The sequence below is a fragment of the Mesorhizobium sp. NPDC059025 genome (genome assembly GCF_042739655.1).
Classification (GTDB): domain Bacteria; phylum Pseudomonadota; class Alphaproteobacteria; order Rhizobiales; family Rhizobiaceae; genus Mesorhizobium.
Map to the genome: position 1 here is coordinate 12,415 of NZ_JBHYIM010000009.1, position 21,712 is coordinate 34,126.

Sequence of the window (21,712 nt, forward strand, 5' to 3'; positions counted from 1 at the left end):
TCGTGTCGGTCTGTGCTGATGGAACAGTATTGCGTCAGAGGGGAGAATAGCGCTGCATTTCTCGTCAAATGACGAGCGAAAATTGCGCGCGGGCCGATGCCGGCATGCATCTTCGCTCGTTGCAGCCAAATAGCCGGTGGCGCGCCTATTCGGCGATCAATTGCGGCGTCATGTGCAGATAGCGTGCTGCCTTGCGCTTGGCGGCGATATCCTTCCAGACAAACTCGACCTGATCGATGGTGAGGCCAACAGCCAGGGCAACTTCCGGGGCAGGCACTGCATGGTCCAACGCGTAAAGGCAAAGATCCATCTTGTCGTAAGGCAGCACGAAGTAGAACTCTTCTTGCGTCTGCGGCAGCGAATAGGTGTCCGTCGTCGGTGGCCGCGCACGAATCTCGGCAGGAACGCCGAGATATTCGGCGAGCTTGTAGACCTGTGTCTTGTAGAGATGCGCGATCGGCTTGATGTCGGCGGCTCCATCACCATTCTTGACGAAGAAGCCCTGGTCGTACTCCAGCCGGTTCGGCGTGCCGAGCACGGCATAATTCAACCGGTCGGCATGATAATATTCCAGCTGCTTGCGGGTGCGCTGCTTCATGTTGGTGGCGGCGACGATGCCAAGATAGGTCTCCACCGGCAGTCGCAGCTTCTTCTCCACTCCGTCCGGCGAACGAACGACCAGCGATGAGAGATTGTAGCCGCCGGTGGTGAGGCCGTTGTCGAAGACGATTTTGGATGCCCAGCCCACGCCGTAGTCCGGTTCGACCTGGCGGATGAAGGCATCGCGGCGCTCATAGCATCCCATGGCGGCCAACATCGGCGCCATGTCCTCGACGGTGCGCTCAATGCCGAACGTATCGGCGACCAATGTCCCGAGTCGCCGGCTTTCGGGATCGGAATCGGCTTCGGGCATCAGCAGTGCAAAGACGTGACCGGGGCCAAGCGCACGCACCGCCAGCCCGGCGCAGACGCTGGAATCGATGCCGCCGGAGAGGCCAAGGACGAGACCGCGTCGCCGCAGATCCTTGCGCAGGCTTTCACGGATCATCCCGGCAATGCGGTCGGTCTCCGCCGCTGGATCGAAATCGAGCGCCGAGGCCGAAAAGCGGATGGTCATACGTCAGGCCCTTTCCTGGTGAGGTGCATTTCAGCCGCCAGCCGGCGGCTGAGCTTGCCGCTGTCGGTTTTGGGCAAAGCGGCGACGAATTCAATCACCTTGGGAACCATGTAGTCCTCCAGGTGGCGCGCGCAGTGGCGCAGCACTTCGCGTTCGGTCAACTTCAGATCGGCCAACACCACAAAGGCCTTGATGGACTGTCCGAGCACCGGGTCGGGAACACCAGCCACCAGCGCTTCGGCGACGCCGGGCAACGCATGCAGGACGGTCTCGACTTCTTTCGGCGCCACCTTTTCGCCGCGCGATTTGATGATGTCGTCGCGGCGGGCCACGAAGGTGAGGAAGCCGTCGGCATCGGCGGTGAAAAGGTCGCCGGTATGGAGCTCCAGTGCCCCGGTTTCCGGATGTGTGCGTAGCACCTTGGCGGTTGCCTCCGGCGCTTCCCAATATCCCTTCATCACATTTGGCCCCCTGACCACCAGTTCGCCGACGGTGTCGGGCTCTGCCGGTTTGCCGGCTTCGTCCATGACGTAGGCCCGCATTCCCGGGATGGCGATGCCTGCGGAGCCGGGTCGTTTTTCCAACTGTTCGGGCGGCAGATAGGTGGCGCGAATGCATTCGGTCTGGCCGTACATCGAATAGAGACGGGCACCAGGCAGGAAGTTTCTTAGTCGACGAATATGATCGACCGGCAATGGTGCGGCAGCGCTGGTGAGATAGCGCAGGCTGGCGAACAGGGCCGGGTCGAGATCTTTCATCTGCAGCATCATGGCGACCATCGAAGGCACCAAGGGAAAGCCGGTGGCGCGCTCGTCGCGCAAGCGCTCGAAGACGGCATAGGGAAAAGCAAAGGATTTTTCGAGAACGAGCGTCGCGCCGCTGAGCACAGCGGTCAAAAGCTGCGTCAGCCCATAGCCGAAGGACAGCGGCAGGACGCTAAGGATGATGTCGTCGGTGGTGTTTTCGAGATAGGAGACGATGGAGGATGCAGCCGCGTCGAGATTGGCATGCGCCATCATCACCCCCTTGGGGTCGCCCGTGGAGCCGGACGTATAGAGGATCGCTGCAAGATCTTCCTCTTGCCGACCGTTGCCGTTCGTAGACATCGGCTCGGCGAGCAGGGCACTCGTGAAAAGGGATGCGTTTGGCAGCGTGGCGTGCGATTCCGTCAACAGAACATGGAGCGGTGCTGGAAATTGCTGCGCGGCTTCTGCAACCACCGGGGCCAGCCTGCCTTGCGCCACAATGGCGGCCGGACGGCAGTGGTTGAGAAGGAAAGCGATACGCCCGGCCTTTGCCGAGGGATTGACCGGCACCAGTACAGCGCCCGATATCCAGACTGCGAAGATGGAAAGGGCAGCCTCGATGCCATTGTCCATGAAGACCAGAACGCGATCGCCCCGATGTGCACCGGCGCCGGCCAGCGCTGCGGCGAGACGCTCCGCCGATTGATTGAATTCAGCATAGCTTATCCGCCGGTCGCCACAGACCAGCGCCGTTCGGCGGCCTGTATCGGCTGCACGTGCGCGAAGGTGGGCTTCTAGGCGCATCTCTCGCAGCCCGCCTTAAGCGGCCCGCTTGCTGTCGACATAAGCGAGAATGCGGGCGATCGAGTCGAGATTGGCTGGAACGATCTCGCGATCCTCCACCTTGAAGCCGAACTCCTTCTCAATATAGCCGACCAGCTCGAGGATTCCTGTCGAATCGACAAGATCGTTGTCGATCAGTGACATATCGTCGGGCAACGGCTGGTTATCGTCGCCAAACAGGAAGTTCTCGATGATGAAGGCGCGGATCGCCGTCTTGGTGTCGTCTGCCATGATCTCTGTCCCCGGTGTTTCCCATCATTCGGTCTTCGTGGAGAACGTGTCCAGCCAGAGCTGGGTCGAAACGATGCCGACAAAGGCGGTATCGTCCCGGAAGCTGGCTGTCTCCTGATGCAAGACCTTGTTTTTCAGTTTTTCGACCGCCGCGGCATTGAAGAAGCCACCCTTGGCAACAGCCTCTGCGGAGAGCGCTTCTGCGAGGTAGCCAGGCGGCGTTGCGGCAAAGGCCTGGCTGTCCGGTGCGCGATACGGCTGTTTGGGCCGCTCGATGATTGCCTCGGGGACCAGACCCTTCGCGGCCTGCTTGAGGATGTGCTTTTCCCGCAGCCCGTGCAGCTTCATGTCCGGCGACAGGCCCGCTGCGAAGTCGATGACACGCGGATCAAGGAACGGGAACCGGCCCTCGACGCTGTTTGCCATCATGACCCGGTCGCCCTGGGCGGAGAGGATGTAGCCCGGCAGCAGGAACGACGTTTCCAGATATTGAGCCTGGTGCAATGGATGCCAGCGCGAAAAGTCCGGCGGCAGCATGGAAGCCAGTTCCGCCGTCGCATCATAATCGCCGAGTTCCCGCTTGAGTTCGGGCGAGAAGAACAGCTTGGCGGCACTTGTCGAACGGAAGCGCGGCCGATGTGAGTAGAGAAGATCGTCGATACGATCGTCCCCGGCACCGAAGAAGCGGGCCAGATATTCCGGCGATTGCCGCTGCAGGCCAGGCAGATAGGGATAGAGTCGCTGGAAGAGCAGCGGCCGCCATTTTGAGTTGGGCTGACGGCCGCAGAAGCGGCGCAGTCTCGCTTCGCGGAAGATGTCGTATCCGGCAAACAACTCATCCGCACCTTCGCCGGTGAGCACCGCCTTGATGCCATTGTCGTGCACCAGTGCCGAAAGCTTGGCGAGTGGCGCCGGCGCGGTGCGCAAGATCGGCCGTTCGACATGACGGATGACCGATGGGAACAATTGCGAGATATCGCCGGCGGCGCAGCGGACCGTGGTGTGTTCCACGCCGAGAGTCGTGGCCATCAAGGCCTGCCATTTGCTCTCGTCATGTTCTTCACTGTCGAAGCCGAGTGAAAAGGTGCTGAGCCGCTCCGGCTGTGCCCGGGCGGCGAGTGTCGACACGAAAGAGGAATCCAGGCCACCGGACAGATAGGAGCCGACAGGAACATCGGCGCGAAGGCGAATGCGGGTGGCGTCGTCGAGCAATGCCCGCAGCTCTTCGACAGCGTCGGCTCGCGGCCGGACATGTCCGGCATCGGGATAGCTCTGCCGCCACCAGGCGCGCCGGTCGATGCGCCCCTCGTCTACGATCATCAAGTGACCGGGCGGCAATTCCGAAATGCCCTTGAATGCCGTTCGGGGTGCAAGCGGCGCCCACAAAGTGAAGATCTGGTCGAGCGCGAGTGGATCGAGGCTGGCCTCGATGCCCGGCACGGTGAGCAATGCCTTGATCTCGGAAGCAAAGAACAGCGTGTCGCCACGCTGGACATGGAACAACGGGCGTACGCCCGTGCGATCGCGGGCCAGCACCATGCGTCTTTGCCGCGTGTCCCACAGCGCAAAGGCAAAGTCCCCATTGAGGTCGTGAAGGCAGTCCAGGCCCTTCTCGGCGTAGAGATGCAGGATGACCTCGGTGTCCGACTGCGTGCGGAACTGTCGGCCTCTGGCCATCAGTTCGTTGCGCAACTCGACGTAGTTGAAGATCTCGCCATTGTAGGAAATCACCAGATTGTCGGACGCGTCCGACATCGGCTGATGGCCATCGCCGAGACCGACGATCGACAGCCGTCGATGCGCCAGCCCGGCTTCGCCATCGACGTGGATACCACTGTCATCCGGACCTCGATGAGAGAGCTTGCTCGTCATGCGAGCCAGCAGCGCCTTCGCATCAGCCGGCGCTACACCCTTTCCGAAATACCCCGCCACCCCGCACATCAGGCCACCGTCATGTGAAGCGGTCGCCGATCAGGCGTGTCCAACCTTCTCCGGCAAGGCCGTTGACGAAGGCCTGTCCGCTGGTGAAGGCCTCGATCAGCTTCGGGTCGCGAGAATGAACGATGGTGGATGCGGCATGCACGAATGCGATTTTACGTCCCATCATGGCGCCGAGAAGCGCAGGCTGCGTACGCCCGCGCAACGCCGGCATGTTGCGAGAATCGGCATGACGCATCATCCGGTCGATCACCAGTCCTTCGCGACCGGGCAATGACAGGACCTGGACGACGCGACCGAGACGCCCTCTGTCGCCGTAATAGAGAAACAGGCCGATTGGTGCGCCGTTCGAGCGGGCGCGAACAACCCGCAACACCCTTTCACCATGGATAACCTTCTGGCGAGCCTCCGCCAGCATATAGCGCAAGCGTTCAGCATCCCACTGCGGCCGTAGCGCGAATTGGCGCAGGAACGTCGGGATGATCTCGGCGGCTTCGTCCTCGCTGATATCGGTGTCGGTGAATGCATCGGCCCGGCTGGCCTCCGGCACGTAACCATACCAGTCCGACTTGGCGCGCTGCGCCAGGGCATCGAAAGGTCGAAGCAGGGGAGTGACAAGCCGTGCCCCGGGCACGCGCTTCGCGACACTGTCAGCGACAAAGGACACCGGGCGCAGGATGCGCAGCCATTCGAGGCTGTAATCCGGCAGGATATGCCCGTTCACCTTCTGCCACAGAGCCGTCGACAGGTCGTTCGAGGTTTCGGTGAAGGAGAGATCCTGTGGGCCTGAGAGCACATCCCGCAACAGCCGGGCACCGGCGAAAGGGTCGTCTTCGCGGGCATCCACCATGAAGGTGCCGCAGACGGCTGCGCGCAGCGTCCTGCCGGCATGTTCCATCGCAAGCGGGAAGATGCCGAAGAAACCGCTCACGGTGCCATCGTCCCGCACATGGACCTTGGAGGCCAGTTCGGGATCGTAGTTCGGACCTTCGAGGAAAAGCGTCTTCAGATAGTCGGCGAGGGCACGCGGATCCACGCCGTTGCTGCGCAGGAGCCGCTGGAAAAGCGCAGCGACAGCCGGCAGATCCTGAGCCGTTACCGGTCTGATCTCAGGCATGCTTGTCGCCTCGGCCAATCCTGAACACGTCTACGCTTCCAATCTCGAACACAACTTTACGTATGGGCAGCGTCGTATCAGCAACTTCTAACCAAATGATTGGCAGCGCCGTGGTTTGGAAGAAGATGTGAAGCTTGGCGAACAGATGCTTAAGACGTGCCAAGAAGAGCCGGCTTCGGAGGCCCTTCAGCATCCGAGCTCACTTGTACGGGGACAAAAGTCGATGCGGGTTTCAGATCACCGGCTGCGACGGAGCGTCTGGGAGGGGGTTTCACCATATCTTGAGCGATAGGCAGCTGCCGCGCGGCCGAGATGCCCCAGGCCTGCCTGGCCAGCCAGTTCGGTCACGGATTGGCCGCTCTGCGGGCCGGTCAGCAGCGTATGGAAGTGGTCGAGGCGCAGGGTCTCGACCATCTGCACCAGTGTCGTTCCATTATGGCGGCGGACAGTCTCCTGCAGCGTGCGCAGGCTGACATCGACCGCAAGAGCGATGTCGCCCACGCTGAAGTCACGTTCGATGTTGGCACGGATCCAATCCTGCGCCCGACAGACGGCGGACGGCGCCGCCGCCGGGGCAGGTGCATCGAGCAATGCACGTTGTGAATGAGCAAGCGAGGAAAGCAGCAGGGAAGAGAGGCTTTCGCCGAGTCTTGCCAGATAGGTGCCGAACGCGGCGTTGCCGTTCTCGACGCTCTCCAGCATCAAGCCGACATGATCGAGCGCCAGCCGTCCTGCAAGGCTCGACAGGTCGACGGCTGTCTCGAATTCGACCTTGTCGATGGCGCGGTCTGTCAGCTCTGCACACTGCCGCTGAATGACCTCCCGCTCGATCAGCACGATCAGCTTCGCGCAACCGTCCGACCAGCGCATACGGGTCGGCAGCGTCGGCGACAGCAGTGAGGCCATATGGCCCGGATTGGCCAACGCCGTGGTGGTGCCGCAGCGCACTTCGGCCGATCCGGCGAGCGGTATCTGCAAAAGAAAGAAGGAGGACAGCTCGCCGGGGTCGATCTCGACTTCCGATCCGTACCCCACAAAATTCAGAGAATAGCCACGCTGGCGCGAGGCGCGGTGTACCGCGTGAAAGCCGGACGCGTTGGCCTGGCGCGGCGACAGGAAGTGCGGGCAGAAGATACGGCCGATTTCCTGGCGAGCCTCCTCCGGTGAAAACGTGTCCACCAAAGCGTGCCGGGCCAGCGGCGATCTCAGATTGACTGCGTCCATGCCGGCAGCCTTCCCATTGGCACCATGCGGCCGCGCATTCTGGATAGTCTTTGCGCGTATTGGATTGCGGCCGCGGCGCTTCCACCTCACCATCAATCTAGTTGAAGTCTAAAAGAAACGCGAGTCCGCCAAGCGGCGGGCAACGCGTCGGGGACGGGAATACCGGGAGGAGATCATGACGTCCGCGCCTTTCATCGCCGGCATGCGCAAGGTTGCAGGCGCTGTTTGCGTGATCACCACGACAGGCAGCGATGGGGAGCAGCGCGGCCTCACGGCGACTGCGGTCTGTTCGCTGTCGACCGAGCCGCCATCGCTGATCGCCTGCGTCAACCGCAAGACCTGGGTGGCGCAGTTCGTGCCGGATTCAGGCGTGTTCGCGGTCAACGTGCTGTCGCATCTGCAGGAGGACGTGGCGCGTACCTTTGCCGGGCAGACCGACCTCGCAGCGGGTGACAGATTTGGTGTCGGTGATTGGCATCCCGGGGTGACAGGTGTGCCGGTCGTGCGCGGTGCGCTGGCCTCGTTCGAATGCCGACTGGCACAGGTCGTAGAGCACACCACCCATGTGATCCTGATTGGTCACGTGGTCGAGACGCTACTCGGGGACGGACAATCGCTGGTCTACGTCGAGGGCGGTTTTTCAGCGGTGGGACATGTCCGGTCTGCAGCCTGAACCGGTGGGAAGAAACGGGAGGAATTCAATGAAAGGCTTGAACGGAAAAACGGCGATCATTTCAGGTGGTGCCACGCTGATCGGCGAAGGCTGCGCTGCAGTTCTTGCCGGCTACGGCGTCAACGTCATCATTGCCGACATCAATGAAGCGGATGGCGAGGCGGTGGCCAGCCGGATCGGCGCGGGGGCCAGTTTCATCCGTACCGACATCACCAGCGACGAAGATATCAAGGCGCTGGTTGAAGCGACAGTGAAGCGTCATGGCCGCCTCGACTTCCTGGTCAATGTCGCCGCAACCTATCTCGACAATGGCGCGGAAACCACGCGTGCCGAATGGCTGAAGGCGTTCGACGTCAATGTCATCGGCTCGGTGATGCTGATGCAGGAGGCGCGTCCGCATCTCGCCAGGACCAAGGGCGCGATCGTCAATTTCGGCTCGATCTCGGCACGTGTCGCCCAGGTCGGGCGCTGGGCCTATCCGGTGTCCAAGGCGGCAATCCTGCAATTGACCCGCAACCAGGCGCTCGATCTCGCCGCCGATGGAATCCGCGTCAACGCGGTGTCGCCTGGCTGGACCTGGAGCAACATCATGCGCCAGCTGTCCAACGACAATCGGCCGAAAACCGACGGCGTCGCGGCGCCTTTCCATTTGCTGAGGCGCACCGGCGACCCCGCCGAAGTGGCGGAGGCGGTGGCATTCCTGCTTTCCGATGCGGCGAGCTTCATCACCGGCACCGATATCCGCGTCGATGGTGGCTACACGGCGATGGGTCCGGAACGCATCGATCCGGCCATCCCGCTCCTGATGGAATAAGTCCGGCAAGCGCCGCAACGACAACAAGGGAAGGGAACGCAATGAGCAAGCGTATCACGATATTGGGGGGAGGGCAGGCCGGCCTGCAGCTGGCTTGCGGTCTGCTTCAACATGGCGGCTATGAGGTGAAGGTCGTCCAGAACCGCACGGCGGAAGACATGCGCACAGGCAAGGTGCTGTCCAGCCAGTGCATGTTCGATACAGCGCTGCAGAACGAACGCGATGTCGGCCTCAATTTCTGGGAAAAAGAGTGTCCGACCGTCGATTCCATCAATTTCGTCGTGCCGTCGCCCGATCAGCCAGGGGCCAAGGCGATCGACTGGAACGGCAAGCTCGACAAGCCGGCGCAAAGCGTCGACCAGCGCGTGAAAATCCCGGTCTGGATGAGCGAGTTCGAGCGGCGCGGCGGCACGCTGGAGATCAAGGAAGCCGGGATCGGCGATCTCGAGACCTATGCCGCATCGTCGGACCTCACCATCGTCGCAGCCGGCAAGGGCGACATCGCCAGGCTGTTTGAACGCGATGCGGAGAAATCCCCCTTCGACAAGCCGCAGCGCGCGTTGGCGCTGACCTATGTCCACGGCATGACGCCGCGCCCGCAGCATTCGGCGGTCTGCTTCAACCTGATACCAGGCGTCGGCGAATACTTCGTCTTCCCGGCACTGACCAATTCCGGTGCCTGCGAGATCATGGTGCTGGAAGGCATCCCGGGTGGGCCGATGGATTGCTGGAAGGACGTGACCTCGCCGCAGGAACATCTGGCGCGATCGAAATGGATCCTCGACACGTTCCTGCCCTGGGAAGCGGATCGCTGCCGCAATGTCGAGCTGACCGATGCCAATGGCATCCTTTCAGGCGCATTCCCGCCAACCGTGCGCAAGCCGGTCGGCCGGCTGCCTTCCGGGCGGCTGGTGCTGGGCCTGGCGGATGCCGTCTGCCTCAACGACCCGATTACCGGGCAGGGATCGAACAACGCCTCGAAGGCGGCGAGGGTCTATATGGACGCCATCCTGGCGCATGGCGACCGGCCGTTCGACGCCGCCTTCATGCAGTCGGCCTTCGACCGTTACTGGCAATATGCGCAGTATGTCGTCGGTTGGACGAATGCGCTGCTGACGCCACCGCCACCGCATGTGCTCAACATCATGGGGTCGGCTCAGGCCTATCCGGCGCTCGCCAAAAGGATAGCCAACGGCTTCAACAATCCACCAGACCTGTTCCCGTGGTTCGCGGTGCCGGAAGAAGCGGACCGCTACCTGCAGCAACTGGCGGCATGATCAGAACGAGGCATGGCCAGGTTGCCGGTCATGCCTCGCGGAACTATGCGAAGAAGACGCTGATCGTTCCGTAGGGCCCGAAATCGGCGGCGATGGTGTCGCCGTGCCGCGCTTCCACCGGGCGCACGAAAGAGCCGGACAGCACGACTTCCCCGGCCGCGATGCCCATGCCGTAGGTGTGCAGCCGATTGACCAGCCAGACGATGCCCATGGCCGGGTGGTTCAGAACGCCGGCACCCAGGCCGGTCTCCTCCACCTCGGCATTGCGCGAAACGATGGCGCCGATCCAGCGCATGTCGGCATCGAGCGGCCGGATCGGTCGCCCGCCGAGCACGATGCCGGCATTGGCGGCATTGTCGGAGATGGTGTCGAAGAAGGTGCGGGCCTTGCCGGTTTCCCTGTTCGTGCGTTCGATGCGCGTGTCGAGGATCTCGAGCGCCGGGGTGATGTAGTCGGTGGCGTTCAGCACATCGAAGATGGTGACATTCGGGCCGCGCAGCGGCGCCTTCATCACAAAGGCGATCTCGGCCTCGATGCGCGGCTGAATGAAACGATCGGCGGGAACCGTCCCGCCATCGGCGAAGAACATGTCGTCGAACAGGATGCCGGAATCCGGGATGTCGATGTTGAGCGCCGACTGCATGGCCTTGGACGTCAGGCCGATCTTCCAGCCCTTGATAACCGCGCCGGCCTCGGTCTTTTTCTTCACCAAGGCCGCCTGTACCTTGTAGGCGTCGTCCATGGTGGCGTTCGGGAAATCCAGGCTGAGCAGACGAATCTGGCGCCGCGCGCGTTCGGCCTCGAACAGTCGCGTGGCGGCATCATCGATTTCGGCTGGCGTCATGGTCGTCGCGCTCACTCGTCAGCAACTCCGTTGCGCAGGATGCCGATGCCATCGGCCTCGACTTCGATCACATCGCCGGGCTTCAGCCAGATCGGTGGGTCGAAGCGGGCGCCGGCACCGGTCGGGGTGCCGGTGACGATGACATCGCCCGGCACCAGCGTGGTGAAGGTCGAGACATAGGCGATGATCTTGCGGAAGGAGAAGATCATGCGGCTGGTGCGATCGCTCTGGCGGACCTCGCCGTTGACGCGTGTTTCGAGCTTGATGTCGGCGATCTGCGCTTCTTCCGTGAAAGGCACCAGCCAGGGGCCGATCGAACCGGTGCGGTCGAAGTTCTTGCCCTGGGTTACGTTGAATTTGGCGTGGCGGACCCAGTCGCGGATCGTGCCCTCGTTGCACAGCGACAGTGCGGCGATGTGGTCGAGCGCGCTGGCTTCCGGAATGCGGCGGCCGCCCTTGCCGATGACGATGACGATCTCGCCTTCGTAATCAAGCTGCGGCGATTCCGGCGGGCGTACCAGATTTTCGCCATGGCCGACGAAGGAACGCGGGAAGCGGATGAACAGCGAAGGGTTGGAAGGCGCGGCCTGGCCGTCCTTGTACTCTTCGTTGCGGTCGGGAAAGTTGACGCCGACGCAGATGAGTTTCTCCGGCATCGGGATCGGGATCTCATAGGTGATGTCGGACAGGGCGAAGTCAGCCGGCAGGCCGGCAGCTTCCTCCGCCAGGCTATGCAAGGCGCCGGCTTCGATGACCTCCCGCAGCGTTGGCCATTGGCCGCCATGGCGGCTGGAAAGGTCGACGGCACCGTTCTCGGTGATGGCGCCGTAGCGTGTCTTGCCGCCGGCGGCGAATGTGGCGATGCGTGCGCTCATGCCCGGTTCCTTGCGATTGTCGTGTCTGCCGTCAGGGCGCGATGATGGGCGAAGCGGCGAGATCGGGTTCGCGCGGCTCAACGCCGGCGAAGACGCTGCCTTCCTCGAACCAGGAACGTGGCGCCGGCGCCCCCCACAGGGTCTGTCGCTGCGGATCCTTCAGGTCCCATTTGATCGGCTCGAGATCGGGATCAACCGTCTGGTAGTCCGAGCAATAGATCTCGATACGGTGGTTGTCGGGGTCTCGGACGTAGAGGAAGAAAGCGTTCGAGATGCCGTGCCGACCGGGACCGCGTTCGATGTTGCCGATGTAACCGGTGGTGGCCATCAGGTCGAGCAGATCGATGATGTTGAGCGGCGTCGGCACCCAGAAGGCGACATGATGCAGGCGCGGGCCACGGCCGTTGGTGAAGGCGATGTCGTGCACGCCGCCCTTGCGGTGCGTCCAGGCTGCCCAGAGCTTCCCGGTCTCCGCGTCTTCGGTGTATTCGGTCACGCGGAAGCCGAGCTCGTTGTAGAAGGCCACCGATTCATCGACATTCGGCGAGTAGCAGTTGAAGTGGTCGATGCGCAGCGGTTTCACGCCCTTGTAGAGGGCGTATTTCTGATGGATCGGCGGCAGGCGATCCATCTTCGAATAGAATTCGAGCGGAATGCCATGCGGGTCGCGCGTGCGGAAGGTGCGGGACTGATAGGGCCGCTCCACCCACTCCACCGGCAGCCCCTTGGCCTTGAAGAAATGCTCGGCCTTGTCGAGGTCTTCCTCGCTGTAGAGCTTGAAGCCGAGGTCGCGGGCTTCCGCCTTGTCGGCCTTGCGCAAAACGATGCAGTGATGGCCGCGCTCTTCCAGCGCACGCAGGTAGATGGCGTCCTTGCTCTCGTCGGTCACCTGCAGGCCGAGCGTATCGACATAAAACGCGCGCGATTTTGCCAGGTCCGTGACGGCAAGTTCGACATGGCTCAGCCGCACGATGTTGAAAGCGGGATGAAGATTGGGTTGCGGCAAAGGCATGAGATTCCTCCTCGTATGTGTCGCAGCGCGGCTTCGCCGCGCGGCACTGCGTCAGCCGCCAAGCTTCTGGATGGCGTGCGGCCTGGTCGCGAAAGCGATGTTCTTGGTTTCCATGTAGAAGTCGAACGACCAGTCACCGCCGTCCCGACCGATACCTGAATTCTTCACGCCGCCGAAAGGTGTCGGCAGATGACGCACGTTCTCGGAATTCACCCAGATCATGCCGGCCTCGAGCGCTTCGGTGAAGCGGAAAGCGCGCGTCACATCGGAGGTCCACAGATAGCCGGTGAGGCCGTATTCGGTGTCATTGGCGATCGCCAGCGCCTCGGCTTCGTCCTTGAACGGAATGGCGGTGAGCACGGGGCCGAAGACTTCTTCACGGGCGATGCGCATCGAATTGTTGGCACCGGTGAAGAGGGTCGGAGTGACATAGCAGCCGCCACCCGGGCCTTCGAACTTGGTGCCGCCGGCGGCAATGGTGACGCCTTCCGACTTGGCGATCTCGATATAGGAAAGCACTTTCTGCTCGTGCACGGGATGGATCAGCGGGCCGACCACAGTCTCGGGGTCGAGCGGATGGCCGATCTTGATGCGCTTGGCCTTCTCGGCGACCAGCGCCGTGAACTTGTCGTGGATGGAGGCCTCGACCAGCAGACGCGAAGAGGACGTGCAGCGTTCGCCGTTCAGCGAATAGATCATGAAGACTGCGGCATCGGCTGCACGTTCCAGGTCGGCGTCGGCGAAGACGATGACCGGGTTCTTGCCTCCGAGTTCGAAATGCACGCGCTTCAGCGTGTCGGCGCCCTGTTTCATGATCATGGAGCCGGTGCGGCTCTCGCCGACGAAACCGATGGCCTTGATATCGGGGTGTTCGGTCAGCGACTTGCCGGCATCCTCGCCGAGGCCGTTGACGAGGTTCCACACACCCTTGGGCAGGCCGGCTTCCTCGGCGATCTCAACCAGTAGCCGCGCGCTCAGTGGCGAGAATTCCGCCGGCTTATGGACGATCGTGCAGCCGGCGGCCAGCGCCGGCGCGATCTTCCAGGTCGACAGCATGAAAGGAGTATTCCAGGGCGTGATGATGCCGACAGGGCCGATCGGCACGCGTGTCGTCATGTTGACCTGGCCGGCGTCCTGCAGGGTGCGGCCATCGCGGGCCTGTGGGGCGCGGTCGGCGTAGAAGCGGAAGTTCTCGGCGCCGCGCAATGCGGCCTTGGCCATGAATTTCAGCGACTGGCCGGTGTCCATGCATTCGACGAAAGCGATCTCTTCGGCACGCGCGACGATGGCATCGGCTATCTTGTGCAGCAGCTTCTTGCGGGCATCGCCTGACATGGCGGCCCATTCGCGGAATGCGGCCTTGGCAGCCTTGGCGGCACGGTCGATGTCGGCGGCCTTGCCGTGCGCCACTCTGGCCAGCGGCTTCAGGTCGACCGGGGAGATGGTCTCGAAGGTCGAGCCGTCGGCGGCCGGGACAGCCTCGCCGGCGATGTGATTGAGCACGCCATCGCGCTTGAAGCGTTCAAGATACGCGCTTGCCTTGCGCAGATTGTCGTCCAGGGCGCTCATGCTTTCGTCCTCGTTACTTGCCGCGCAGCCGCGGGTGGATCGCATTCTTCTTCCAGCTCAATTCGGCGTCGATCTCTCGGATCTCCAGCGACAGCGCGAAATGAGGGGTGGCGAACAACAGGGCCAGCCGTTGCGAAACGGCGGCAAAGATGGCTTCGCCGGTACGCTTCTTTTCCTCCGGCGTGCGGCCCTTGCCGATGCGGAAATTCATATCGATGAAGCCGTTCTGGGGCAGCCTGTCGGCGATCGCATAGGCATCGGCGCGGAATGCACGCACGCGGATGGCGCCGATCTCGAACAGGCCCGTCTCCAGGATGGTGTCCGCAATCAGCGTGCACAGGCCCTGGATATCGACTGTTTCATCAAGGTTCGCGGAATATTCGATCGCCATGTGGGGCACGGCGTTCCTCCACCATTAAGTCGACTGTTTGTAATTAACATGTGAATTACATCTTGACTGATGAAAGTCAAGCGCTGTTGAATGGGTTGTGCCATCCGCTCGCGGCGGGATTGCCGGTACCGTCAAAATCGCGGATATAGCGCTTAAAAGCCGACTACGCGTTCTGCGTGCGCCGGTTCGCGAAACAGACGGAACCAGAGCGGAGACACCACCTTGCTGCCGCCTTCCACACGACGCTCCCTGCCGATGACGCTCCTGCGTGCCCGCGAAGTGATCATGGCGCATTTCCGGCCGATGCTGGCCCGGCACGACATCACCGAACAGCAATGGCGCGTTTTGCGCGTGCTGGCCGAGACGGGGCCGCTCGAGGCGACCGAACTTGCCGGCCGCGCTTCGATCCTGCCGCCAAGCCTGACGCGTATCATCAAGGCGCTGGAAGAGCGCCGGCTCATCACGCGCAACCGGGTCAAGGACGACGGCCGGCGTGCGCTGCTCGCCATCACGCCAAGCGGTGTGGCGCTGATCGAGGATCTGGCACCCGAACGCATCGCCATCTACGAGGCGATCGAGGGGCGATACGGCGCCGAGCAGTACGAACAGTTGCTCGACATGCTGGAAAGCCTGATCCAGTCGGAGAGCAGCGAAGGCTGAGCTTTTTCTCCTCAAGGACAGACGGACCGCCGCCTCCTGGTTCTCACCCACCGAAGCTGCCGAGCGCCATCGGTTGCGAGTAATTGCGGTCGACGTAGAGCAAAGCAGCTTCGCCGCTGCCATGGCGGATGTCGATGACCCGGCCGAACATCACATTGTGCGTGCCGACCTTGTTGACGTCACCGATCTCGCAGTCGAACGAGACGATGGCGTCGAGCAGCGCCGGCATGCCGGAAGGCATGGTCTGCCAGTTCGCGGCCTGATAGCGCTCGGTCATGTCACGGATCGCGCCGGCGAATTTCGAGGCGAGATGCATATGCGCCTGCGTCAGCACGTTGACGCAGAAACGCCGGTTGTCGAGGAACATTCCCGTCTGCGCCGAGCGCTCATTCATGCAGATGAGCAAGGTCGGCGGATCGTCGGAAACGCTGCACATGGCGGTCGCGGTAAAGCCGCCGCGACCGGCCGGTCCGTCCGTGGTGACGATGTTGACCGGCGCGCAGACGCGCGCCATGGCGTCACGAAATTCAAGCCTGGAGACCTGCGATTGCATGGCTGGTCCTCATCCCTTGTCGGCGCCCAACGGCGGCAACCAGGTGTCTCCGGTCCAGCCGTTCTCGTCATAGTCGGCCATGCAGGTATCGACGAGCTCTTCCATCTGCTTCAGCCGGCCGCCGCGCTCGGCACCTTTCAGTACCTGCAGGCGTACCTCTTCCTGGGCGCCGGCGTAGTTGAGTTCGTAAAGCGCGTGGCGACCGCCGAATTCCGTGCCGGTGGCGTCCCAGAGCAGCTTCATGATCTTGATGCGCTCGATGTGACCCATATCATTCGAGCCCCGCACATATTGCGCCAGATAGCGGTCGATGTCGGGGTTGCCGAAATCCTTCGCGGAGGAGGGCAGGTAGATCAGGCCGGAGGCTACGACCTTGCGCACCGTCTCGATGACGCGTGGGTAGGCTTCGGACATGAAGGTGCGATACGCCAGTGCGCCTTCCATGTTCGGCAGCACCGCGCCGCCAGCCCACGGGATAGGATTGTAGGCCATCGCGTTGGAGAAACTCCAGAACATATGACGTAGCGCGATCACCTCGCCGAGCGCCGCCTGGTTGCCGCGGAAGGCGTCGCCGCCGGTGGCGCGCAACGCCTTGGCGAGCAGGCCAGCGAGGAAGTCGAGCTTCACGGCAAAACGCGTGCAGCCCTGGAAGCAGTAGCCATGCATGAAGCCGGAAGCGGGATGGAACGACAGGATTTTCTGCGCATCGCGCAGCACCAGCACGTCCTCCCAGGGGACGAAGACATTGTCGAGCACCAGGATGGCATCATTTTCGTCGAAGCGTGACGACAGCGGGTAGTCGAAAGGCTGGCCGACCGTGTTGGCCGTCTGCTCATAGGATACGCGGCAGAACATCTTCACGCCCGGCGCATTCATCGGCACGATGAACATCACCGACAGCGAAGGGTCTTCCGTCACGGTGGCGGAACTCTGCGCCAGGAAATTGTAGTGGGTGAGCGCCGACGAAGTCGCCACCACCTTGGCGCCGGAGACCCAGATGCCGGCATCGTTCTCCTTGGTGATATGGACGAAGACGTCCTTCACCTGTTCCGCCGGCTTGTGCCGGTCGATCGGCGGGTTGACGATCGCGTGGTTCATGAACAGGACGGATTCCTGCGCGCGTTTGTGCCAGGCTCGCGCATTGTCCTTGAACGGTCCGTACCAATCGGCATTGGCGCCCAGCGTGTTCATCAGCGCCGCCTTGTAGTCGGCGGTGCGCCCCATCCAGCCATAGGTCATGCGTGCCCAATGGGCGATGGCGCCTTGCTGCGCGACGAGATCGGCCGGCGAATGGGCGACGCGGAAATATTTGTGGGTGTAGCCGCCGGAGCCGGTGTCGGTCGGCGAGGTGAGAACGGCCTGCTGCCTGGGGTCGTGGAGGGCGTCATAGAGACGGGCGAGCGAACGTGCGGAATTGCGCATCGCTGGATGGGTGGTGACGTCCGCTATCCGCTCGCCGTTGATGTAGACCTCGCGGCCGTCGCGCAGGCTTTCGAGATATTCGGCTCCCGTGAACGGGCGCGTCTTGTCGGCCCGGAAATCTTCCGCTCGCATCATATTCCTCCCTTGGTGCCTTAAGAATAGCGCCGGGCAGCGCTATGGGTTATGGACAAAAGCCGAAAACCGCTTGGACTTTTTCAGGGCCATGAGCCAGATATCCATCCCGGAATTCTTCGTCTACGGCGAGCCGGCTCGCGCACTCGATGTCGGTTTCTTCCACGTTGAAACCGTTCTGGCGCGGGAGGGCATTCATCGCGGTCGCGTGCACGCACACAAGCACCCGCAGATGGGCCAGATCACCTTCTGGACGAGCGGACGCGGCAATTACCGGATTGAACAATTTTCCGAAGATTTTTCAGCGCCAGCGGTGAGTTTTGTGCCGAGCGGCGTGGTGCACGGCTTCATCATCGAACCAGGTACCGACGCGATCGTGGTCTCGGTCGCCGACGATGCGCTCGCTGCGATTGCGACGAACACATTGTTGCCGCTCGATCGGCCGGTTTTCATCGCGGAGCGCGGCGACGGCATTCTGTGGGGCAGGCTGGAAGCAAGCGTTCGATCCATTCAGACGGAGTATGCCGATGCGTTGCCCGGCATGGACAAAATCCTGCCACCGCTGATCGCAGTGGCGCTGTCCGGCATTGCGCGGCTGGGCAGCGGGCCGCACTCGATCGAGTTGCCTGCGGCGGGAGCATTGGCAGCGAGGTTGAGGCACCTCATCGATCGGAGCTTTCGTGAAGACTGGCCGGTGGAGCGTTATGTCGAAACACTGGGCACGACCAGACACCTGCTCGACAAGGCCGCTCAGCAGGTGCTGGGTTCCGGGGTGCGGCAAGCTGTCAATGAAAGGCGTCTGGTTGAAGCCAAGCGGCTGCTCGCCTTCACCATTCGATCGGTCGAAGACATAGCCTTCGAAACGGGTTTCAACGATCCCGCCTATTTCTCGCGGTTCTTCCGCAAGGCGACGGGACTATCGCCCGCGGCTTGGCGGAGGGAACGCCTGGGCTCCTCCGCCGATTGAAGCCCTTGCTCAGACGCTTGCCGCTGTCAGGCCGGCATCGAGACCTTCCGCGATCCTGGCGACGTCGGCGGTGGTGATGATGAGCGGCGGCGACAGGATGATCATGTTACCCGATACGCGCAGCATGACGCCGGCGTCGTAGGCGGCATCGGCCACCCTGGCCATGGTCTTCTTGTCGGCCGCTTTCTTGGCGCCGCGATCGGACACAAGTTCGAGCGCTGCCATCAGCCCCTTGCTGCGTACATCGCCGACCAGCGCATGCTTGGCCTTCAGTGCCTCCAGCGCCTTGCCGAGTTCAACACCCCGCGCGGCGGCATTCTCGTTGACACCGAGACGTTTGGTTTCGGCGAGTGCGGCAAGGCCTGCGGCGCAGCCGACCGGATGACCGGAATAGGTATAACCATGGCCGATCGCGCCGAAACTGGTCTTGTCGGCCTCGAAGACATCCGCCACTTTCTGCCCGATCAGCGTGGCGCCGAGCGGGAAGTAGCCGCAGGTGATCGCCTTGGCGATGGTCATGAAATCGGGCTTCACATTCCAGAGCCGCGAGCCCGACCACGCGCCGGTGCGGCCGAAAGCCGTCACCACTTCGTCGGCGATGAGCAGGATGTCGTGCCGGTCGCAGATCTCGCGCACCAGTGGCATGAAGGTTTCCGGCGGCACGATGACGCCGCCGGCACCCAGAACCGGCTCCATGATGAAGGCCGCGATGGTGTCGGCACCCTGGAAGGCGATCTCTTCCTCGATGGCGCGTGCGCAGAGCCTGGCGAGGTTGACCGGGTCGGTTTCGTCGAACGGGTTGCGATAGGTCCAGGGCGCCGGTGTGTGGAAGCAGCCCGGCAACAGCGGCTCGTAGTTGCGGCGGAAATTGGCATTGCCGTTGACCGAGGCGCCGCCGAAATGCGTGCCATGGTAGCCCTTCTTCAGCGCCAGGAATTTGGTGCGGTCGGCCTGGCCGCGGATCTTCCAGTATTGGCGGGCGAGGCGCAGCGCGGTCTCGACGGAATCCGAACCGCCGGAGGTGAAGAAGGTGCGCACCATGCCTTCCGGGGCGAACCACTGTGAAAGCTCATAGGCGAGTTCGATCGACGGGCCGGTCGAGGTGCCGCGGAAGCCTGAATAATAAGGGAGGGTGTCGAGCTGGGCTGCGATCGCCTGCTTGATCGGATCACAACTGTAGCCGAGATTGACATTCCAGAGGCCGCCGACGGCGTCCAGCACGGTGCGGCCTTCGATGTCGGTGACATGGGCGCCTTCGCCTTTCATGATCACCCGCGGCGGCGATGCACGCATCTCTGCAGGATGCGCCATCGGATGCCAGATCGGCTTGGCATTGTTCTCTGCGAAAAAGTTGGTGTCGCGCATCTGAAGTCTCCAATTCCTAAAGGGTGAGGCCGAAATGGCCGAGCGCTTCGGCATAAGATCGGGCCGGGCTGGCCACGTCGAAATGAACGGGCAGCATGCCGGCGGCGATCGCTCCATCGATGTTGCGTTGCTGGTCGTCTACGAACACGCAGGCATCGATGGGCAGGCCAAGCGCATCGGCAACGGACTGGTAGGCGCGAAGATCCGGTTTCAGGATCTTCGTATAGGTGGCATCGACGATTGTCTCGAACAGGGAAAGCAGCGGCAGCCGGCCGCGGAAGTCAGCGCCATAGAACAGGTCGAGTTCATTGGAGAGCACCGCAAGCCGCACACCGGCGGCATGTGCCTTGCGAATGGCGCGGTCGGCTTCCGGCCGTACCACTGCTTCCGGATCGGCACCGCGGGCGCGGCGTACGAAGGTCTCCATCGCATCCCAGTTCTCGCCAATGAGTTGGCCGACTTCGCGGGTGCGGGTCTTCCAGTAGTCACGTTCGCTGATCTCGTCTGCCTGCATCGAGCGCCAGAGCGGATCGGAAGCCAGGTCGAACGGTCCTTGCCATGTCAGCGTGCCCGGCTTCAGGCTGAGCGCTTTTTCAGTGAGTTCGTGCGTCTCGAACAGCGTCCTGGTGACGACGCCACCGAAATCGAGCACCAGGGCCTTGGGTGTGCTCACGATGTCTGCTCCCGACGGATGCCGGGTGCAATGACCCCGCTTGTCGCCCAGCGATCGAAGATCGCCAACGCCGTGGTGGTGAATTCGGCGCTGTTGATATGCCCCTTGATCTCGTGCAGTTCGACAGGAGCCTTGATGACGGTGCGCATCTCGTCGGCGAAGGCCGCGAGTGCGTCGGGTTCATGGAGCGGCTCGCCTTCCTGGTCCCATTGTTCGATGCCGCCGGCCGGTAGGATGAAGGCGACAGGTCCGGTGGCCAAGGCGAGCTTCTCCGAAATCGCCCGTGCGACGTGTCGACGTCCGTCCTTGCCGGTGGTCACGGAGGCGAGCAGGCGATTGTGTGCATGATACGGCCGGTCGGAGAGGCCTGGCGGAACCGGCTTCCAGGTGGGGAAATCGACCATGTCGACGGCTCCCGGCGCCACGATCTGCGGGATGCCGGCGCGGCCGGCATTTTCCAGCCGGTCGACGCCCGAAGAAACGACGCTGCCGTTCAGATGGTTGGCCACTTCCTGCAGGCTGAAATCGAGAACGGCGACGAAACGCTTGTCGGCGGCGAGCGATTCAAGCGCGCGGCCACCCATGCCGGTAGTGTGGAAGATGACGACTTCGTAGCCGCGTTCCTCCAATTCGGGCCGCAACGTCTTCATGTAGGAAAGGCAGCTCGTGCCGAGCGACGAGATCGCGACCGTCGGCAGGTTCGGACGTGGTTTCGCGGTGGTGAGAGCTGCGCCGACAACAGCGCCGGAGGCCTGGGAGAGGACGGCCTTGCAGGTGTCGTTGAGGCCATAGAGACCACCGGCCCATAAGATCATCATCAGGTCCGGCGCGATCCGCTCCGGCGGGATCAGGTGAGAATAGGCGATGGTCGAGACGATGAACTTCGGCACACCGATCGGCAGCGCAAGCGCGATGTCGAGCGCAAGATCGGTGCCCATCGTGCCGCCGATGGCAATGAAGGCGTCGATCCTGCCTGCAGCTTCGAGGTCCCGCACGAGGACGGAGGCACCGCGTGCCATCAGTTCCATGGCGCTGTTTTCATCGCCCGACTGCGCAATCGCATCGATGGTGGTGCTTATCGCGGAGGCCACCGCATGCTTGTCGTATTCAGGGCGGTAGGGCGGATCGCCGAGCACGCTGACGTCGAGCATGACGGGATCGCCACCGGCGCTGCGGATGCGTTCGGCCATATAGAGCAATTCGTCGGCCTTGGTGTCGCCGGTGCCGCACAGAAGTATTTTCGGGATATGCGTTTTGGTCATTCGTTCC

Annotated in this window: 21 protein-coding genes; 5 read left to right on the plus strand and 16 right to left on the minus strand. The window is 62.6% G+C overall.

Annotated elements, in window-relative coordinates:
- Positions 1-145: 145 nt before the first annotated feature.
- The 6 genes from nadE to ACFWYE_RS20800 form a co-directional block, all read right to left on the minus strand.
- Positions 146-1,117 (minus strand): NAD(+) synthase, encoded by a 972-nt coding sequence (gene nadE, locus ACFWYE_RS20775; protein WP_379113979.1) that lies wholly within the window; start codon positions 1,115-1,117, stop codon positions 146-148.
- The gene (locus tag ACFWYE_RS20780) at positions 1,114-2,667 is read right to left on the minus strand and encodes a class I adenylate-forming enzyme family protein (RefSeq protein WP_379113981.1); all 1,554 of its coding nucleotides are present in this window, start codon (positions 2,665-2,667) and stop codon (positions 1,114-1,116) included. Before ACFWYE_RS20780 ends, nadE begins: the two co-directional genes overlap by 4 nt.
- Before the next feature lie 15 nt (positions 2,668-2,682).
- Entirely contained in the window at positions 2,683-2,937 is a 255-nt protein-coding gene (locus ACFWYE_RS20785; protein WP_379066424.1) for an acyl carrier protein, read from the minus strand.
- A gap of 24 nt (positions 2,938-2,961) precedes the next feature.
- Positions 2,962-4,878 carry an asparagine synthase (glutamine-hydrolyzing) gene (gene asnB, locus ACFWYE_RS20790; RefSeq protein ID WP_379113983.1) on the minus strand — a complete coding sequence of 639 codons (1,917 nt, stop codon included), beginning with the start codon at positions 4,876-4,878 and terminating at the stop codon, positions 2,962-2,964.
- A gap of 10 nt (positions 4,879-4,888) precedes the next feature.
- Entirely contained in the window at positions 4,889-5,992 is a 1,104-nt protein-coding gene (locus ACFWYE_RS20795) for a hypothetical protein (RefSeq protein WP_379113985.1), read from the minus strand.
- Between the two features lie 237 nt (positions 5,993-6,229).
- Positions 6,230-7,216 carry an AraC family transcriptional regulator gene (locus ACFWYE_RS20800; RefSeq protein ID WP_379113987.1) on the minus strand — a complete coding sequence of 329 codons (987 nt, stop codon included), beginning with the start codon at positions 7,214-7,216 and terminating at the stop codon, positions 6,230-6,232.
- Between the two features lie 175 nt (positions 7,217-7,391).
- Between ACFWYE_RS20800 and ACFWYE_RS20805 the strand changes: the two genes are divergently transcribed.
- Genes ACFWYE_RS20805 through ACFWYE_RS20815 form a run of 3 tightly spaced genes read left to right on the plus strand, consistent with a single transcriptional unit; the run spans position 7,392 to position 9,980 of the window.
- Positions 7,392-7,889: a flavin reductase family protein gene (locus ACFWYE_RS20805; RefSeq protein ID WP_379066433.1), complete on the plus strand. Its 498-nt coding sequence runs from the start codon at positions 7,392-7,394 to the stop codon at positions 7,887-7,889.
- Between the two features lie 28 nt (positions 7,890-7,917).
- Positions 7,918-8,703 carry an SDR family oxidoreductase gene (locus tag ACFWYE_RS20810; RefSeq protein ID WP_379066435.1) on the plus strand — a complete coding sequence of 262 codons (786 nt, stop codon included), beginning with the start codon at positions 7,918-7,920 and terminating at the stop codon, positions 8,701-8,703.
- A gap of 41 nt (positions 8,704-8,744) precedes the next feature.
- Complete coding sequence (locus ACFWYE_RS20815; protein WP_379113989.1) at positions 8,745-9,980, plus strand: styrene monooxygenase/indole monooxygenase family protein; 1,236 nt, start codon at positions 8,745-8,747, stop codon at positions 9,978-9,980.
- A 43-nt stretch (positions 9,981-10,023) separates the two neighbouring features.
- Here ACFWYE_RS20815 and hpaH read toward each other — a convergent pair whose 3' ends face one another.
- Genes hpaH through ACFWYE_RS20840 form a run of 5 tightly spaced genes read right to left on the minus strand, consistent with a single transcriptional unit; the run spans position 10,024 to position 14,680 of the window.
- Positions 10,024-10,824, minus strand: coding sequence for a 2-oxo-hept-4-ene-1,7-dioate hydratase (gene hpaH / locus ACFWYE_RS20820; protein WP_379114267.1), 801 nt, complete (start codon positions 10,822-10,824; stop codon positions 10,024-10,026).
- An 11-nt stretch (positions 10,825-10,835) separates the two neighbouring features.
- Positions 10,836-11,699 (minus strand): fumarylacetoacetate hydrolase family protein, encoded by an 864-nt coding sequence (locus tag ACFWYE_RS20825; protein WP_379113991.1) that lies wholly within the window; start codon positions 11,697-11,699, stop codon positions 10,836-10,838.
- A gap of 31 nt (positions 11,700-11,730) precedes the next feature.
- Positions 11,731-12,711, minus strand: a complete 981-nt coding sequence (gene hpaD, locus ACFWYE_RS20830) for a 3,4-dihydroxyphenylacetate 2,3-dioxygenase (RefSeq protein WP_379113993.1) — start codon at positions 12,709-12,711, stop codon at positions 11,731-11,733.
- Between the two features lie 51 nt (positions 12,712-12,762).
- The gene (gene hpaE, locus ACFWYE_RS20835) at positions 12,763-14,280 is read right to left on the minus strand and encodes a 5-carboxymethyl-2-hydroxymuconate semialdehyde dehydrogenase (RefSeq protein ID WP_379113995.1); all 1,518 of its coding nucleotides are present in this window, start codon (positions 14,278-14,280) and stop codon (positions 12,763-12,765) included.
- 13 nt (positions 14,281-14,293) lie between these two features.
- A complete protein-coding gene (locus tag ACFWYE_RS20840; RefSeq protein ID WP_379113997.1) occupies positions 14,294-14,680 on the minus strand; it encodes a 5-carboxymethyl-2-hydroxymuconate Delta-isomerase in 387 nt (128 codons plus the stop codon).
- Positions 14,681-14,926: 246 nt separating this feature from the next.
- Here ACFWYE_RS20840 and hpaR point away from each other — a divergent pair, with 246 nt between their 5' ends.
- Complete coding sequence (gene hpaR / locus ACFWYE_RS20845; RefSeq protein WP_162839659.1) at positions 14,927-15,331, plus strand: homoprotocatechuate degradation operon regulator HpaR; 405 nt, start codon at positions 14,927-14,929, stop codon at positions 15,329-15,331.
- 43 nt (positions 15,332-15,374) lie between these two features.
- Here the strand turns inward: hpaR and ACFWYE_RS20850 are convergent, their stop codons facing one another.
- Both ACFWYE_RS20850 and ACFWYE_RS20855 read right to left on the minus strand, forming a co-directional pair.
- Positions 15,375-15,884 (minus strand): flavin reductase, encoded by a 510-nt coding sequence (locus ACFWYE_RS20850; protein ID WP_379113999.1) that lies wholly within the window; start codon positions 15,882-15,884, stop codon positions 15,375-15,377.
- A 9-nt stretch (positions 15,885-15,893) separates the two neighbouring features.
- Positions 15,894-17,438, minus strand: coding sequence for a 4-hydroxyphenylacetate 3-hydroxylase N-terminal domain-containing protein (locus tag ACFWYE_RS20855; RefSeq protein ID WP_379114001.1), 1,545 nt, complete (start codon positions 17,436-17,438; stop codon positions 15,894-15,896).
- A 91-nt stretch (positions 17,439-17,529) separates the two neighbouring features.
- Between ACFWYE_RS20855 and ACFWYE_RS20860 the strand changes: the two genes are divergently transcribed.
- Positions 17,530-18,405, plus strand: a complete 876-nt coding sequence (locus ACFWYE_RS20860) for a helix-turn-helix domain-containing protein (RefSeq protein WP_379114003.1) — start codon at positions 17,530-17,532, stop codon at positions 18,403-18,405.
- 9 nt (positions 18,406-18,414) lie between these two features.
- Here ACFWYE_RS20860 and ACFWYE_RS20865 read toward each other — a convergent pair whose 3' ends face one another.
- The 3 genes from ACFWYE_RS20865 to ACFWYE_RS20875 are packed head-to-tail and all read right to left on the minus strand — an operon-like array spanning position 18,415 to position 21,705.
- Positions 18,415-19,770 (minus strand): aminotransferase class III-fold pyridoxal phosphate-dependent enzyme, encoded by a 1,356-nt coding sequence (locus tag ACFWYE_RS20865; protein WP_379114005.1) that lies wholly within the window; start codon positions 19,768-19,770, stop codon positions 18,415-18,417.
- A 16-nt stretch (positions 19,771-19,786) separates the two neighbouring features.
- Complete coding sequence (locus ACFWYE_RS20870; protein WP_379114007.1) at positions 19,787-20,443, minus strand: HAD family hydrolase; 657 nt, start codon at positions 20,441-20,443, stop codon at positions 19,787-19,789.
- Positions 20,440-21,705 (minus strand): Tm-1-like ATP-binding domain-containing protein, encoded by a 1,266-nt coding sequence (locus ACFWYE_RS20875; protein ID WP_379114009.1) that lies wholly within the window; start codon positions 21,703-21,705, stop codon positions 20,440-20,442. The genes ACFWYE_RS20870 and ACFWYE_RS20875 overlap by 4 nt, the downstream gene beginning before the upstream one ends.
- Positions 21,706-21,712 lie beyond the last annotated feature (7 nt).